Here is a 15,930-nt window from a genome sequence, read left to right on the forward strand (position 1 = left end):
ATGTACGAAGTATTGCTGATTGATGATGAGCCTTTTGCGATTGAAGGTCTCAAATTGCTGATCGATTGGGAAAAATACGGGTTTCGAATCGGAGGAACTTACGAGAACGGGGAAGAGGCCATCGGGCGCATATGCAGCGACCCGCCGGATTTGGTGGTAACGGATATTCGGATGCCCGGCATGGACGGCCTGCGATTGATCGAAGAAGCGCGAAGCGGCGGCAATCTTTCTACCTTATTCGTCATTGCGAGCGGCTTCGGGGATTTCGATTACGCGCTGCGCGCGATGCATCTGGGCGTATCCAATTATTTGACCAAACCGTTGATCGAAGAAGAAGCGGAAGAAATGTTGGAAAAACTCAGCCGGGAGTTGAAAGAACGGACGCTGAAAGCTTGCATGGCGCGTCGGGCGGAAGCGCTCTTGGAGCAGCAGGCACTGGAGGCCGCGTTATTCGGAAAAGGCGAACAACGCCAAAATCAAGAAGCCGTACTGGAACGGTTGTCGCAAAACTTCTCAAGTTGGTGCTGGGTCAAGATCACTGCCGAATCCCGGATGCTGCCGGCGGTGCGCGAAGCGATCGGCATGATCGAATCTCAAGAACAGGCGGGGTTTTTTTTGAAATGGATCGAAAGCGGCAGCTGCGGAGTCGTGATCGGCTCCGCGGAAAGCCATAACGCCGCCGCCGAAATCCGCCGATTCATCGAGCAGCTGCTTGTTCATCTGCCGACGGAATCCCAAGAACAGGTTCGTTTGGCGGTCGGCCGGAGCGTCATGAAGCCCGAACAACTGCATCTGTCTTTGGACAGCGCCGAGAGAGCAGCCCGATTTTCTTTTTTTGACGGATCGCAGCTCGGTTTTTATGAACGAACGATAGGCATGGAGCTTTCATGCGAAGCGCCGCCGCTCGGTACGGCCGAACGGATTGCCGGATCGACGGAAAAAGGAAGCGAAAACGAGGTTCGCGAGAGCCTGGTTTCGATTTTCGCGAATTTCAAGCAGCGGCGGCTGGACCCGAAGCTGGTGCTGGTATTTGCGGAACAGGTTGTGCTGGCCTGCGCTTCGGTTCTGAAAGAGCTGGGCGGCGATCCCGAATCTTTGATCCGCAGCTCGCCTTTTTGCGGAAATGCGCCGCCGCTGCCTACGATAGATCAAACGCAGCGGCATTTGGAACGCTTTTGCCTGAGCTGCCGGAAAGAAGTTCTGCTGATCCGCGAGTGCAAGGGTGGCGGGGTACAAGGGCAGGTCGCCCATTTTCTTCGAAGCAACTATACGGATACGTTCACCATACAGGAGCTGGCCGAGCGCTTTTACGTGCATCCCGCTTATTTGGGCCAATCCTTTACTCGCAGATACGGCGTAGGGATCTCCGAATTCGTGCACCGATTGCGCATCGAAGAAGCTTGCCGGCTCCTTGAAAGCAGCGAGCTGACCTTCTGCGCAATTGCCGAGCGGCTTGGATACAAGGACTATCGACATTTTCTGAAGCAGTTTGAAAAAAAAACGGGAGTCAAGCCGACCGCTTATCGGACCGCAGTCTCAGCACGTTGACTTTCTTCCATCCATGCGTTTAACCAACGTCCCCTTCCTAACGGATAAAGGGGGCGTTTTAAATATAAAGTTCATGATGAGATCCTTAAATCATGGGGGGAAGAAGCTTGAATCCAGCCATTTTGTAAGCGTATACATGCAATCATAATAAAGGTGCAAGGATGATCACATTTCCAAGGAGGTCAACCGATGGGGGTTTATAAAACGAAAAAGGCATGGGGCGCGGCATCGCTCGTGCTGGCTGCGGCGTTGGCATTGAGCGCATGCGGAGGCGGCGATGCGACCACGGCGGAAGACGGCACGGAAACGCTGACGATTTCCGCGTTCATCAGCACGCCGAACCAGGCGCCGACGGAAGACAACCGGATTTACAAAAAGATTCAAGACGAGCTCGGCGTCAAGCTGAACATGGAATTCCTGGTCGGCGATTTGCAGCAGAAGCTCGGCGTCATGATCGCGGGCGGCGAATATCCCGATCTGATCACGGCCGATACGAAACTGGTCGCGGCCGGAGCGGTCATCCCGCTGGAAGACCTGATCGAAGAACACGCTCCGAACCTTAAAAAGCACTACGAGAAATATTGGAACCGCATGAAGGATTCCAGCGACGGCCATATCTACTGGCTGCCGAACTACGGCGCTTATTCCGGCGAGTTCAGCAGCAACGCGTACAACGGACCGGCATTCTGGATTCAAAAAGCGGTGCTGGCAGACGCGGGATATCCGACGCCGAAAACGCTGGACGATTTCACCAAGCTGATTCGCGATTACGCGGCAAAAAATCCGACGATCGACGGGCAGCCGACCATCGGATTCAGCACGCTCGCTTCCGACTGGCGTACCTTCCCGCTGCTTAACCCGCCGGAACATCTGACGGGACATCCGAACGACGGAGGCGTCGTGGTCGACGACGGCGTGGCGACCGTCTTCGCCGACAAGGACATGTCCAAGCAGTATTACAAAGAACTGAACACGCTGTTCAATGAAGGACTGTTCGACAAAGAAGCTTTCGTTCAGAACTATGACCAATACTTGGCCAAGCTGTCGTCGGGACGCGTGCTCGGGATGTTCGACCAAAAGTGGAACTTCCAGCCGGCCGAAGACACGTTGATTTCCCAAGGGAAAATCGACCGCACGTACGTCGGCTTCCCGCTCGTGTTCGATACGGCGACCAAGGACCATTACCTGGATCGCCCGGTCATCAACTTGAACAACGGCTTCGGCATCAGCAAGAACGCCAAAGATCCCGTGAAGATCATCAAGTTCCTCGACTCGCTGCTGGACGAAAAATACCAAAAGCTGCTGAGCTGGGGCGAAGAAGGCACCGACTACATGGTCGACGAAAAAGGCCGCTTCTACCGTACGCCTGAACAGCGCAAAGAGCAGGAAGATCCGAGCTGGAAACTGGCGAACCGCGCGGACGGTTTCTACGGCGCCGCCCCGAAAACGCAGGGTACCTTCACGGACGGCAACGCCACCGGTCCCGGCGATCAACCGGAAGAATTCTATGCCAGCTTGAAAGACGAAGATAAAAAGCTGCTCGACGCTTACGGCTTCAAAACATGGAGCGATTTCTTCTCGCCCGCGCCGGAAAACGAAGTCTACTACCCGGCTTGGCAGATCGACCTGGTCGAAGGTTCCGACGCTTCGGTCGCCAACAAGCAGATGACCGATACTTCGCTGAAGTTCCTGCCGCAAGCCGTCATGGCGGCGGACGGCAAGTTCGATTCCGTCTGGAACGATTATGTCCAAGCCTTCGGCAAGATCAACGTCAAAGCTTACGAAGACCGCATCAACGAGCAAATTCAGTGGAGAATCGAGAACTGGGCCGCGGAATGACCGCCCGTCTCGCTTCGACGTCGGGCATCGCCTGATATCCGACGGAGACCAGATGTTGATAAAAGCGGCGTCGAAAGTCGGGGGAACGGTTGCCGTTTCCCCGGTTCTTCGCGCCATTCGGGCCGCAGGGCCGGTTAGGGGGAGAGCACAGTGGCCAAAGCCATCTCACGCAAATCCGCATCGGCGGATCTGCCTAAATCTTCGTTAATGAAAAAACTTCGGAGTCAAAAGCAGCTGCTGTTCATGTCGCTGCCGATCGTGATTTACATTCTGATTTTTTCGTACTACCCGATTTGGGGGTGGACGATGGCCTTCCAGGACTACAGTCCGGCCAAAGCTCTTTCGGAGCAAAACTGGGTCGGCTTCAAGCACTTCGCGTTCCTGTTCACCGACGAAGCGTTCCTGCGCGTGCTGCGCAACACGATCGCCATGAGTTTGATCAATATGATCCTCGGCTTCGTGACGGCCATCTTGTTCGCGCTGCTGCTCAACGAGATCAAAGGCCGCTTTTTCAAACGCACGATTCAAACCGTTTCTTATCTGCCGCACTTTCTGTCCTGGATCATCGTAACGGGTATCGTGGCCAGCTCCCTGTCCGTGGACGGAGGCATCATCAATATCCTGCTGCTCAAGCTGGGCATCATCAGCGAACCGATCATGTGGCTCAGCATCCCGGAATACTTCTGGGGCATCGTCGGCGCTTCGCACGTTTGGAAAGAGCTGGGCTGGAACGCGATCATTTATTTGGCCGCGATCACGTCGATCGACCCTTCGCAGTACGAAGCGGCAGAGATCGACGGGGCGAACCGGTATCAAAAAATGCTGTACATCACGCTGCCGGGCATCAAATCGATCGTCGTGATCCTGCTGATCATGAATATGGGTTGGGTGCTGGAAGCCGGCTTCGAGGTCCAATACTTGCTGGGTAACGGCGTCGTCGTGGACTGGTCGCAGACGATCGACATCTTCGTCTTGAAATACGGCCTGCAAATCGGCAACTACTCGCTAGCCACCGCCGCCGGCATTTTCAAAACGATCGTCAGCATCACGTTGATTTTTGCCGCCAACTCCATTGCCAAGCGGCTCGGCGAAGATCGGTTGATTTAGGGAGGAAGGGGAGAAGTTCATGAACACGAAAAGAATGCGGCTGGAGCCGGTTATTTTTCATACGCTGAACGGTCTGCTGATGATCGCGATCGCGGTTATCACGCTGTATCCGTTTTTGAATACCTTCGCGGTATCGCTGAACGCGGGCAACGACACAATCCGGGGCGGCATTTATCTGTGGCCCCGCATCTGGACCGATCAGAATTACAAAGCCGTGTTCGCGAACGGGCATATCCTGAACGCGTTCTGGATATCCGTCGCGCGGACGGTGATCGCGACGGTGCTGAGCCTGTTCCTGACTTCGATGCTCGCGTACACGCTCAGCCGAAAAGATTACGTGCTGCGCAAGCCGATCACCATTCTGGTCGTGCTGACGATGTATTTCAGCGCAGGCCTGATTCCGACGTATTTCCTGATGAAGGATTTGCACCTGTTGAACAATTTCCTCGTGTATATCATACCGGGGTTGGTCAGCGCGTTTAACATGATCGTCATCCGAACGTACATCCAGACGCTGCCGGAAGGCCTGATCGAATCCGCCAAGATCGACGGGGCCGGCGACTTCCGAACGTTCATTTCGATCATTCTGCCGCTTTGCCAGCCCGTGCTGGCCACGGTCGCGTTGTTCGTCGCCGTCGGCCAATGGAACTCCTGGTTCGATACGTTCCTGTACGCTTCGTCGAAACAGGAATTGAGCACGCTGCAATTCGAATTGATGAAGCTGCTGTCGTCTTCGATGAACTTGAACAGCAGCGTGGCGGGCTCCAGCGGAGCCGATCCTTCGGCCGCCGCGCAAAACATGGTCACGCCCGTCTCGATCCGGGCCGCGATCACCATCGTCGCTTCGCTGCCGATCCTGATGGTCTATCCGTTTTTGCAAAAGTACTTCGTGCACGGCTTGCAGTTGGGCAGCGTGAAAGAATAAGCCAAAGAATAAGGAGAATGCAGGATGGACACCAAAACGCCGTCCCTATACGGGGCATATCGGGGTATATTTAATATAGGCGCCGCGGTCGGCACGCGTTCGATCCGCCGGGAACGCGAATTTATCGCTGCCCACTACAACAGCCTGACTGCCGAGAACCAGATGAAGTTCGAAGAGATTCATCCCGAAGAGCAGAGGTACGACTTCGATGCGGCCGACGAAATCGTGAAGTTCGCGGAGCAAAACGGCATGGCGGTTCGGGGGCATACGCTCGTCTGGCATAATCAAACGCCCGATTGGGTGTTCGAAGACGAAAACGGAGCGCCCGCTTCGAGAGGACTCGTGCTTGAACGCCTGGAAAGCCATGCCTACGCGGTGATGGGACGTTACCGCGGCAGGATTCATGCTTGGGACGTCGTGAACGAAGCCGTCGAAGACAAGAAAGAGTCGTATCTGCGCGACACGAAATGGCTGAGTACCGTCGGCGAGGACTATTTGGAGCAAGCGTTCCGGATCGCGCACAAGGCCGATCCGTCGGCCTCGCTTTTTTACAACGACTACAACGAGACCGATCCGGTCAAGCGCGACAAAATTTATCGGCTGGTGCGTTCGCTGCTCGACGCGGGGGCACCGGTGCACGGCATCGGCATGCAAGGCCATTGGAATCTGCATGGTCCGTCGATCGGCGAGATTCGCGAAGCGATCGAGCTGTATGCCTCGCTCGGCGTGCGGCTGCATATTACGGAACTGGACATTTCGGCTTTTGCGTTCGACGATCGCCGAAGCGATCTGCCGGCGCCGACGGAAGAAATGCAGAACCTGCTCGCGCAGCGTTACGACGACATTTTCCGCTTGTTCCGCGACTATCGGTCGGTCATCGATTCCGTGACTTTCTGGGGAGCCGCCGACAGTCATACGTGGCTGGACAATTTTCCGGTGCGAGGGCGCCTCAATTGGCCGCTGCCGTTCGACCGGGAGTTGAAGCCCAAACCTGCTTTTTGGCGCATCGTCGAACATTCCGCCGGCAGCAAAGGATAACGGTCGGAGTCCGCATTCGATCCGGACGTCGGACCGGGACCGAAGAAATGCTCGCAGCGCCGTTTTCGTAAAAAGACGCGTTTCAAATTCGTCCGGCAAAGGAGACAAGACATGCAAACCAAGTTCAACGAGCCTATCGTCACTCATATCTACACCGCGGACCCTTCCGCGCACGTATTCGACGGCAAGCTGTACATTTATCCTTCGCACGATCTGGATCATGACGGTCCGAGCAACGATAACGGCGACCAGTACCGGATGGAAGATTATCGCGTGCTGTCGATGGACGGGATCGGATCGGAAGCGATCGATCACGGCGAAGCGCTGCATGTGCGGGACGTGCCGTGGGCATCTTCGCAGATGTGGGCGCCCGACGCCGCTTTCAAAAACGGGAAGTATTATTTGTTTTTCCCGGCCCGCGACCATGAACACGTTTTTCGCATCGGGGTCGCGACGTCTTCGTCGCCGTCCGGTCCGTTCCGGGCGGAGCCGAACTACATTCCGGGCAGCTTCAGCATCGACCCGGCCGTATTCGTTGACGATGACGGGGAAGCGTATCTGTATTTCGGAGGATTATGGGGCGGCCAGTTGGAAAAGTGGCAAAGCGGAACCTACGAGGCTCATCGAACGGAAGGGCCGGGGACCGACCAACCGGCAATCGGACCGTACACGGCCAAGCTGAGCGAAGACATGCTGTCTTTTGCGGAACATCCGCGCCAAATTGCCGTCATCGACGAAAACGGCAATCCGATTACCGCAGGCGACGAAGAACGCCGCTATTTCGAAGGCCCTTGGGTCCATAAATATAACGGTCTCTACTATTTATCCTATTCCACCGGCACCACTCACCAAATCGTCTATGCCGTAAGCGAAAACCCTCAAGGCCCTTTCGTATACAAAGGCGTCATCCTGACTCCCGTAATCGGATGGACCACCCACCATTCCATCGTCGAGTTCGACGGCAAATGGTACCTGTTCTACCACGACAGCTCCTTGTCCGAAGGCATCAACCACAAGCGCTGCGTGAAATACACCGAGTTGCATCACAACAAAGACGGCACCATCCGAACGATTGACCCTTACCCACATCAATCCGCTATCAAAGCGGAAGCCTAACCTGACGGAGGATCATCGCGCAACAATCATTCTTTATTCGCATTTATATCTTTTTATACAACCCTCCCCGAAAAAACGCCCGGTTATCCGGACGTTCTGCGCGCCGGGCAAACTCCTATTCCGATCAAAGCGAAGCAGCGAAGGGAAAAATTCAGTTTAAGACGCCTTTGAGCGCGAAAAGCCTGCGGCTTTCTGCGCGAGACAGCGTCTAAAACGAATTTTTCCCGCAGCCTTTGATTTGATTTTACGAATAGGACTCCCCGAAGCACCGGAACGCCCGATTCCCCCGGGCGTTTTTCCGCATGCTCTCCGCCACAAACAATTTAGCCGCTTTTTAAACGTATTCCGGAATATTTTACATTCGTTTTACAAAACAAGTGTTTTCCGTTGATTTTCGAATCCTACAATGGGTACTGTAAAGCGGCGCGGACAACTCGGACAGAGAGAAGACGCCCGCAATCGTATGAATCCACTAGGAGGGTCAAACCAGACATGAAATCGAAAAAAACGTTATTCGGCACTTTAACACTTTCCGCAATGCTCGCGCTTACCGCTTGCGGCGGCAACTCCGGCAGCACGGCAGCAACTACGGAGCCGGCAGCTACGGGAACAACTACGACTCCGGCAGCTACCGAGCAACCGGCTGAAGCAAGCGTATCGGGAGAAATCCTGGCAGTTGGATCGACAGCCCTGCAACCGCTCGTTGATCAAGTGGGACAAGAATTCATGGCGAATAACCCGGACGTTGTCGTTCAAGTACAAGGCGGCGGCAGCGGTACTGGTCTGACTCAAGTATCCGAAGGCGCGGCGAACATCGGCAACTCCGACGTATTCGCGGAAGAGAAGCTGGATGCCGACAAAGCAGCCGAACTGGTTGACCATCAAGTAGCGGTTGTCGCAATGGCAACTGTCGTTAACAAAGACGCAGGCGTAACGAACCTGACCAAGCAACAATTGCTGGATATATTTAAGGGTACCGTAACGAACTGGAGCGAAGTCGGCGGCGCGGATCAAAAGATCACGATCGTTAACCGTCCGAGCAGCTCGGGTACGCGCGCTACTTTCGAAAAATACGCACTTGGCGAAAAAGTTGAAAACGTACCGGGCGCAATCGAGCAGGATTCCTCGGGTACGGTTAAACAAATCGTTGCGGATACAAAAGGCGCTGTAGGCTACCTGGCGTTCTCGTACTTGGACGATACGGTTACGGCTCTGTCTTACGACGGCGTAGAGCCTAAGGAAGAAAACGTACAAAGCGGCGACTACCCGATCTGGGCTTACGAGCACATGTACACAAAGGGCGAGCCTGACGGCGCGACGAAAGCATTCCTGGACTACTTCATGACGGAAGAAGTACAAAATGCCGACGTAACCGAACTGGGTTACATTCCGGTATCGAGCATGGAAGTTAAGCGCGATGCTGAAGGTAAAGTGATTCAGTAATCGATTCGACGCACCGGCAAAAAAGAGGCGGTATCTCCGCCTCTATTTGCGCGTTTACCAAGGAATGGAGAGGGTATCCACTTATGGAAAATAATAAGGCTGCCGCCGACAACAAACCCCGCGGCTTCGCAAGGCATCGTCGCGAGGACATGATCGGCAAAATCTATACTTACCTTTGCGTATTAATGCTGATCGTCGTCATCGTGGCGATCGTGTACTTTGTAGCTTCGAAAGGATTGGCGACATTCTTCAAGGACGGAGTCAGCCCGATCGAATTCTTGTTCGGCACAAACTGGAGCCCGGACGGCGATAACCCGTCCTTCGGCGCACTGCCGTTCATCGGCGGCTCGTTCGTCGTCTCGATGTTGGCGGCTCTGATCGCGGGACCGCTCAGCATCTGCGCGGCATTGTTCATGACCGAGATCGTTCCGGGCAAAGGCAAGCGTATCCTGCAACCGGTTATCGAACTGCTGTCGGGCATTCCGTCCGTCGTATACGGCTTTATCGGTCTGACCGTACTCGTTCCGTTCATCTCGGCCTTGACCGGCGGAGACTCGCTCGGTTACGGTGTGGCTGCGGGGGCACTCGTGTTGTCCGTCATGATCCTGCCAACCATCACGAGTATCGCAGCAGACGCATTGGCTTCGCTTCCGCGCGGCATGCGCGAGGCGTCGTATGCATTGGGGGCGACACGCTGGCAGACCATCTACCGCGTCGTGCTGCCGACTTTGGCCCCTTCGCTTTGGACAGGCATTATCCTCGGTATCGCGCGCGCCTTCGGCGAAGCGCTCGCCGTGCAGATGGTCATCGGCAACGCGCCGTTCCTGCCGACATCGCTGTTGACGTCGGCTTCCACGCTGACCAGCGTCATCACGTTGAACATGACGAATACTTCGACCGGATCGGTTCAGAATAACGTCCTTTGGAGCATGGCTTTGATGCTGCTCTTCATGACCTTCGTGTTCATCATCATCGTACGGTTGCTCCAAAGGAGGAATAAGCTGTGAAAGCAAAAACTGCCGATAAAATCGCCACGGGCGTCATCATATTCTTTGCTGTACTGATCGTCGCTATTCTGGGCGGCCTGCTGGGCTTTATCCTGATCCGAGGCATTTCGCATATCGACTGGCACTTCCTGACTTCGCCTTCGCAAAACTTCAAGGCGGGCGGCGGTATCGGTCCCCAGTTGTTCAACTCGCTCTTCCTGCTTGTACTGACCATGATCATTACCGTACCGCTCGGCTTGGGCGGCGGGATCTACATGGCGGAATACGCGAAGGAAAACAAACTGACCGGCTTTATCCGTTTGGTCGTCGAAGTATTATCGTCCTTCCCGTCGATCGTCGTCGGTTTGTTCGGTCTCTTGCTCTTCGTTAACACGTTCGGATTCGGCTATTCGCTGCTGTCCGGCGCGATCGCGCTCGCGATCTTCAACCTGCCGCTGATGGTTCGGATCACGGAGCAAGCGTTCCGCGCCGTGCCTCGCGAGCAGAAGGAAGCCGGGCTTGCGCTCGGTTTGTCCAAGTGGAAAATCATCACGTCGATCCTGCTTCCGGTCGCGCTCCCGAGCTTGATCACCGGCACGATTCTGGCGGCAGGTCGCGTCTTCGGCGAAGCGGCAGCTCTGCTGTTCACGTCCGGCATGACGACGCCGCCGCTGGACTTTACCGACTGGAATCCGTTCCATGCGCGTTCCCCGATCAACCCGATGCGTTCGGCCGAGACGCTTGCCGTGCACATCTGGAAGGTCAACAGCGAAGGACGCATCCCGGATGCGAAGGACGTATCCGCAGGGGCTTCGGCCGTGCTTGTCATCATGGTACTGATCTTCAACCTGGTGGCACGTTGGTTCGGACGCGTCGTGTACCGCAAAATTACCGCTTCCAAACAAGTGAACTAGGAGGGCTTCCGTTATGCAGACCAGTACGCAACCTCGCTTCGGTACGGAAGAACTGAGCGTGTTCTACGGAACGAACGAAGCTGTTAAAAAAATCAACATGGAATTCCCCGAGAAGAGCGTAACGGCTCTGATCGGACCGTCGGGCTGCGGGAAATCGACTTTCCTGCGTTCCCTGAACCGGATGAACGACGAGATCGCGTCCGCGAAAGTCGTCGGCAAGATCTGGATGGACGGACAGGATCTGAACGATAAAGAAACGGATGCGGTCACGCTTCGCCAAAAGATCGGCATGGTTTGGCAGCGTCCGAACCCGTTCTACAAGTCGATCTATGAAAACATCGCTTTCGGACCGAGATATCATGGGACGAAGAGCAAAAAGCAGTTGGACGAGATCGTTGAGCAGAGTCTGCGCCGCGCAGCTCTATGGGATGAAGTCAAAGACCGTTTGAAAGAATCGGCTTTGGCTCTCTCCGGCGGCCAGCAGCAGCGTCTGTGCATCGCGCGCGCACTGTCCGTCAGTCCTCAGATCCTGCTGCTCGACGAGCCGGCATCCGCGCTTGACCCGGTATCGACAGGCAAGGTGGAAGAGCTGATCATCGAGTTGAAAAAAGAACTTCGCATCGTGATCGTGACGCACAACATGCAGCAGGCTGCGCGCGTATCCGATTCGACCGCGTACTTCTATCTGGGCAACCTGATTGAGCACGACGAGACGACGAAGTTGTTCTCGAATCCCTCGAACCAAATGACTCAGGAATACATCATGGGTCGCTTCGGTTAAAAAGCCATACGATCCGAAAGAGACTTCCTGAGTCCGTCTTTCGGCCGCAGGCTTGAAATCATTCATACGATTTGCGTTTGGACCGTTCTCTTCGAAGCGAAGAAGAACGGTCTTTTTTCTTTTATCCCGACAGTCCTTTTTTAATTTTTAACGGGTTAACGATTTTCGTTGAACTCCATCCCGCGATCAAGTACGATAAACCAATGAGAAACATTCCCGATACGGAAAGGATGAACCCCATGTCCGAAGCTTCCAAACCGCAGCAAAGCACAAATGATCCTTATTCCGATCCAATATCCGTTCAATCGAACACGGTCGTTTTCGATCTGTCTTTGATTCAGCCCCAGTTCTACATGAGCGCCGAACCGAAGCCGGATGCGGCGGCTTCGGCGACGCTGGCCGAGTTGTCCACGCCGGAAGGAGCCGGACTTTTCCTTCGTGCGTTTGCCGACGTTTTGCAAGCGCCCGATCTTCAGGCGGCCGTGACCTATTTTTGCAGTTGGTTCAGCGGAACGGTGAATGCTTCCTTGTATTTCCCGGCGGTCGCAGGTTTGCGTCCGGACTTTTCGGCCGGGAACCTGAGCGCGCAGCTGTTCGCTTTGGATAACGGAGGCCATTCGTTCCATATCGTGATCGAGGATCGGTCGGCCGAGCCGGCGCTTGAAGACGCGAGTGCCCGCGATAATTGGACGGAAGAAGGGCTGCGGTCTTTTTATGAAAAAACCTGCCGACCGTTATTCGAAAATTTCGCGGCCGTGTCCGGTCTTGCCGTCGGCATGATCTGGGCGCAGCTTCCGGGACGATTGAATTACTTCGCGGAAACGTGGCGCACCCATCCGGAAATCGGCCCGATGCTCGCTCCGCACCGCGAACGGCTGGAACGCGCCTACGAACAAATTAAGCAGTTGAATCCCGAAATTTTCGGCCGCAAAAAGAATCCGTTCGATCTGCGCTTCCGCTATATCGAGCATCCGACCGATCCGTCCCAACAGATCCAGATGCGTCCAAGCTGCTGCTTATACCATACGCTGCCCGGAGCGGAATACTGCTATAACTGCCCGAAACTGACGGAAAACGATCGGGCCGAACGCAGAGAGAAGTTGAAAGCGCAATGACCGCCCAGATCAATTTGAGCCGATACGCGTCTTTGACGGAGCCGCTTACGATTGTCGTCGTGTCCGATACCCATATGCCGCGCATGGCCAAAGCTTTGCCGCCCGCGCTTGTCGCCGAATTGCCCAACGCCGATCTGATTCTTCACGCCGGCGATTGGACCCGAACGGAGGTTTATGACCTTCTTGCCGCTTACGCGCCCGTCGAAGGCGTAGCCGGGAATAACGACGGTCCCGAGATCGTGGACCGTTGGGATTACCATCGCATCGTCGAGATCGGCGACCGTCGGATCGGTTTGACCCACGGCCATCTGGGACGCGGCAGCACCGCCGACAATGCCAGAGCCGTTTTCGAAAATGAACAAGCGGACCTGATCGTGTTCGGACATTCGCATATTCCTTTTTTATCCGTGCAAAACAACGAAAGCGATACTTTGTCCCGCACGCTGTTCAACCCCGGTTCCCCGACCGATAAACGCCGCCAAGCCCGGTTTTCTTTCGGAATCGTGACTTTGCATAACGACCGGATCGACTGCGAACATCGGTATTACGATTCGAAGCTGTGAGCGGGGAGGCGCCGAGAGCCGGTTTCGACCTGCGCTTCGTTGTCCTTTCCGGGCAAAGGCGCTTCGGTTCGAAACCGGCTCTCGGCTGGGTAGGAGGAAGAAGGGAATTAATACATCAAACATTTAAAGCTTGGACAGGCAATAAGCAATCGAAGCCACTGCATTTGGATCATTTATAGAACCTGATCCCTAATTTTAAAAAACACCTACCAGCTTACGAATCCCTACTCGTAAGTTATTTATCTTTTCCGCAAATTCCAAAACGCCATCTCAAGTTAAAGAAATTTCTGCCCTTCTTTCCTTCCCCTTTCCGAGCGTGCCCAGCGGAGGGAGAAATTCAGTGAAAGGCGCCTTTGAGCGCGGAAAGCCGTAGGCTTTTTGCGCGAGACAGCGCCTTGTGAAGCATTTCGAAGAAATGCACTTCGGGAGCATATGCTTGGAATTTCTCCCGCAGCGCCTACCACGCTCCCTCTCCTTTGACCATATAAACAGAGTGGCTTATAATGGGACTTTAACCCAAAACACTTTATTCAAAGAAGGTAGTCCATTCATGAAGCCATTTTCGTTCCAATCCAAACCGTCGCGCAAACCGGATCGTTTGTTTCTCGCGTCGGTTAGTATTTTGTTCGCGAAGCTGTTGATGCTGCGCGGATTTTTCTACGGCGACTTCGAGTTTAGCGGCGTATTTATCGATTTGTTCACCGCGCTCGGCGTCACTTGTTTGTTCGAACTGATTCTCCCGCGTCGGCTGCGGGTCGGCGTGGCGTGGGGAGTCAATCTGATATTGTCCGCCGTTTTCTTTTCTGCGGCGGTCTACCATTCGTACTTCGGCTCCGTGCCGACGTATGTCGTGCTCGGCTCTCTCGGTCAGGTGCCGGAGGTAGGGAATATGGTCGGCGGCTTGATCAAGCCTGCTTATTTTATTTTCTTTGCCGATCTGCTGGCCGTGGCGCTGCCGTTAGGGATACAAAAAATCCGTCGATCGAAATCGCGCAAGACCTTGTCGTTCGTCGGTTCGCCGAAAAGCTCGCGCGCTTCCTGGGGAGGGACCGCGGGCCGCATGAGCCGGATCGTCGTGTCTGCGCTCCTGGTAGTCTGCTTGCTGCTGTCCGGCGTTTGGATCAACCGGGGTTCCGCGATCAGCAACGAAATCGTTCGCGCGGAAAATATCGGTTTTATCAACTATCAAGTCAGCACGGCGATCGAGAAACGGAAAGAACGCGATTTTCTCGCTTCGACTTCCCCGGAAGAGGTCGCGCGGCAGGTGAAGGAGCTTCAACAATCTTTCCCGTATAAGGATGAGCAGAAGGACGATTCCGCAGGAACGGCTGCCGAAGATTCTCCCGCATATTTCGGAACGGCCGAAGGCATGAACGTGGTCGTCGTTCAGATGGAGTCGTTCCAGAACTTCCCGATCCACTACAAGCTGGACGGAGAGGAAGTGACGCCGAACCTGAACGCGTTGATGAACGAAAGTTTCTATTTCCCGCATATCTATCAGCAGATCGGCCAGGGGAATACGTCGGATGCCGAGTTTATCTCCAATACCTCGATCTATCCGACCGCGCAGATCGCCATGTCTACCGGTTACGGGGATCGCGTGATTCCGAGTTCTCCGAGGCTGCTCGGCGACAAAGGATACAAGACCGCCACGTTCCAGATCAACAACGCGTCGTTCTGGGACCGCAATCAGCTGTATCCGGCGCTCGGGTTCCAGAACTTTTACGACAAGCCGAATTACAACAACGACAAATTCAACAATTTCGGAGCTTCGGACGAAGAGATGTACCGGGTAGGCTTGGAAAAAATCGACGAAATGACCTCGGACGGTTCGCCTTTCTATGTCCAATTCGTCACGACGGCCAGCCATGCTCCGTTCGACGTGCCGGAAGAATTTCCGCAGCTTGCGATTCCGGACCGGTTGCAAAACACGCAGCTCGGCAAGTATTTGAATGCTCAACACTATACGGATTACGCGTTGGGCAAGCTGATCGACGGTTTGAAGGAAAAGGGACTATGGGACAACACGGTGCTGCTCGTCTACGGCGATCACGGCGGACTGTCCACGGCGGAAAACGACCCTGCGTGGGTATCGTCGATGCTCGGCATTTCCTATGACGCCAACGCGAGCCGGTTCAACATTCCGTTGGCGATCCGCGTTCCGGGCGTGGAAAAAGGCGAGACGGTCGAGCTGGCAGGCGGTCAAATGGACTTCGTGCCGACCTTGATGAACCTGCTCGGCATATCGTTGGAGCAAGAATCGTATACCGCATTCGGCCGCGATCTGCTTAATACCGACCGCAATGTGATCGGCATCCGCTATTATCTGCCGACCGGATCGTTCGTGGGAGACGGCGTTCTGTTTATCCCGGGAGAAGGCTTTGATGACGGAACCGCCATTTCGCTCGACACGCATGAAAAAATAACCGACATCGAACCTTATCGCGAAGACTACGAACATATTCTGCAACTAATGAAGCTGTCCGACGATTACGTGAAAGTGCTGCCGAAACGCGGCTTGGGCGGATCATAACGAGAAGGAGAGCGGAATAGGA

General features: G+C 54.8%; 13 protein-coding genes. All 13 read left to right on the forward strand.

The genetic code is table 11. From position 1 onward, the window contains the following. The 13 genes from HRQ63_RS01740 to HRQ63_RS01800 all read left to right on the forward strand — a co-directional run bounded on the left by HRQ63_RS01740 (nt 1) and on the right by HRQ63_RS01800 (nt 15,908). The gene (locus tag HRQ63_RS01740) at nt 1-1,548 is read left to right on the forward strand and encodes a response regulator transcription factor (RefSeq protein WP_172238216.1); all 1,548 of its coding nucleotides are present in this window, start codon (nt 1-3) and stop codon (nt 1,546-1,548) included. 189 nt (nt 1,549-1,737) lie between these two features. Next, the gene (locus tag HRQ63_RS01745; RefSeq protein ID WP_172238219.1) at nt 1,738-3,387 is read left to right on the forward strand and encodes a type 2 periplasmic-binding domain-containing protein; all 1,650 of its coding nucleotides are present in this window, start codon (nt 1,738-1,740) and stop codon (nt 3,385-3,387) included. 207 nt (nt 3,388-3,594) lie between these two features. Continuing rightward, a complete protein-coding gene (locus HRQ63_RS01750) occupies nt 3,595-4,494 on the forward strand; it encodes an ABC transporter permease (protein ID WP_172240483.1) in 900 nt (299 codons plus the stop codon). Between the two features lie 19 nt (nt 4,495-4,513). After that, nucleotides 4,514-5,419: a carbohydrate ABC transporter permease gene (locus tag HRQ63_RS01755; protein WP_172238222.1), complete on the forward strand. Its 906-nt coding sequence runs from the start codon at nt 4,514-4,516 to the stop codon at nt 5,417-5,419. A gap of 24 nt (nt 5,420-5,443) precedes the next feature. After that, nucleotides 5,444-6,457, forward strand: a complete 1,014-nt coding sequence (locus tag HRQ63_RS01760) for an endo-1,4-beta-xylanase (RefSeq protein ID WP_172238225.1) — start codon at nt 5,444-5,446, stop codon at nt 6,455-6,457. 111 nt (nt 6,458-6,568) lie between these two features. Next, the gene (locus tag HRQ63_RS01765) at nt 6,569-7,573 is read left to right on the forward strand and encodes a glycoside hydrolase family 43 protein (protein ID WP_172238228.1); all 1,005 of its coding nucleotides are present in this window, start codon (nt 6,569-6,571) and stop codon (nt 7,571-7,573) included. A 492-nt stretch (nt 7,574-8,065) separates the two neighbouring features. Continuing rightward, nucleotides 8,066-9,016, forward strand: coding sequence for a phosphate ABC transporter substrate-binding protein (locus tag HRQ63_RS01770; RefSeq protein WP_172238231.1), 951 nt, complete (start codon nt 8,066-8,068; stop codon nt 9,014-9,016). A gap of 83 nt (nt 9,017-9,099) precedes the next feature. Next, complete coding sequence (gene pstC / locus HRQ63_RS01775) at nt 9,100-10,023, forward strand: phosphate ABC transporter permease subunit PstC (RefSeq protein WP_172238234.1); 924 nt, start codon at nt 9,100-9,102, stop codon at nt 10,021-10,023. Next, complete coding sequence (pstA, locus tag HRQ63_RS01780) at nt 10,020-10,916, forward strand: phosphate ABC transporter permease PstA (RefSeq protein ID WP_037288078.1); 897 nt, start codon at nt 10,020-10,022, stop codon at nt 10,914-10,916. Before pstC ends, pstA begins: the two co-directional genes overlap by 4 nt. Before the next feature lie 13 nt (nt 10,917-10,929). Then, a complete protein-coding gene (pstB, locus tag HRQ63_RS01785) occupies nt 10,930-11,697 on the forward strand; it encodes a phosphate ABC transporter ATP-binding protein PstB (protein ID WP_037288081.1) in 768 nt (255 codons plus the stop codon). Between the two features lie 239 nt (nt 11,698-11,936). Further along, on the forward strand, nt 11,937-12,812 hold the full coding sequence (locus tag HRQ63_RS01790; RefSeq protein ID WP_172238237.1) for a (2Fe-2S)-binding protein: 876 nt from the start codon (nt 11,937-11,939) through the stop codon (nt 12,810-12,812). After that, nucleotides 12,809-13,375 carry a metallophosphoesterase family protein gene (locus tag HRQ63_RS01795; RefSeq protein WP_172238240.1) on the forward strand — a complete coding sequence of 189 codons (567 nt, stop codon included), beginning with the start codon at nt 12,809-12,811 and terminating at the stop codon, nt 13,373-13,375. Before HRQ63_RS01790 ends, HRQ63_RS01795 begins: the two co-directional genes overlap by 4 nt. A 550-nt stretch (nt 13,376-13,925) precedes the next feature. Beyond that, nucleotides 13,926-15,908, forward strand: a complete 1,983-nt coding sequence (locus HRQ63_RS01800) for an LTA synthase family protein (RefSeq protein ID WP_172238243.1) — start codon at nt 13,926-13,928, stop codon at nt 15,906-15,908. Nucleotides 15,909-15,930 lie beyond the last annotated feature (22 nt).

It is taken from the genome of Saccharibacillus endophyticus, assembly GCF_013185185.1.
Lineage (GTDB): Bacteria > Bacillota > Bacilli > Paenibacillales > Paenibacillaceae > Saccharibacillus > Saccharibacillus endophyticus.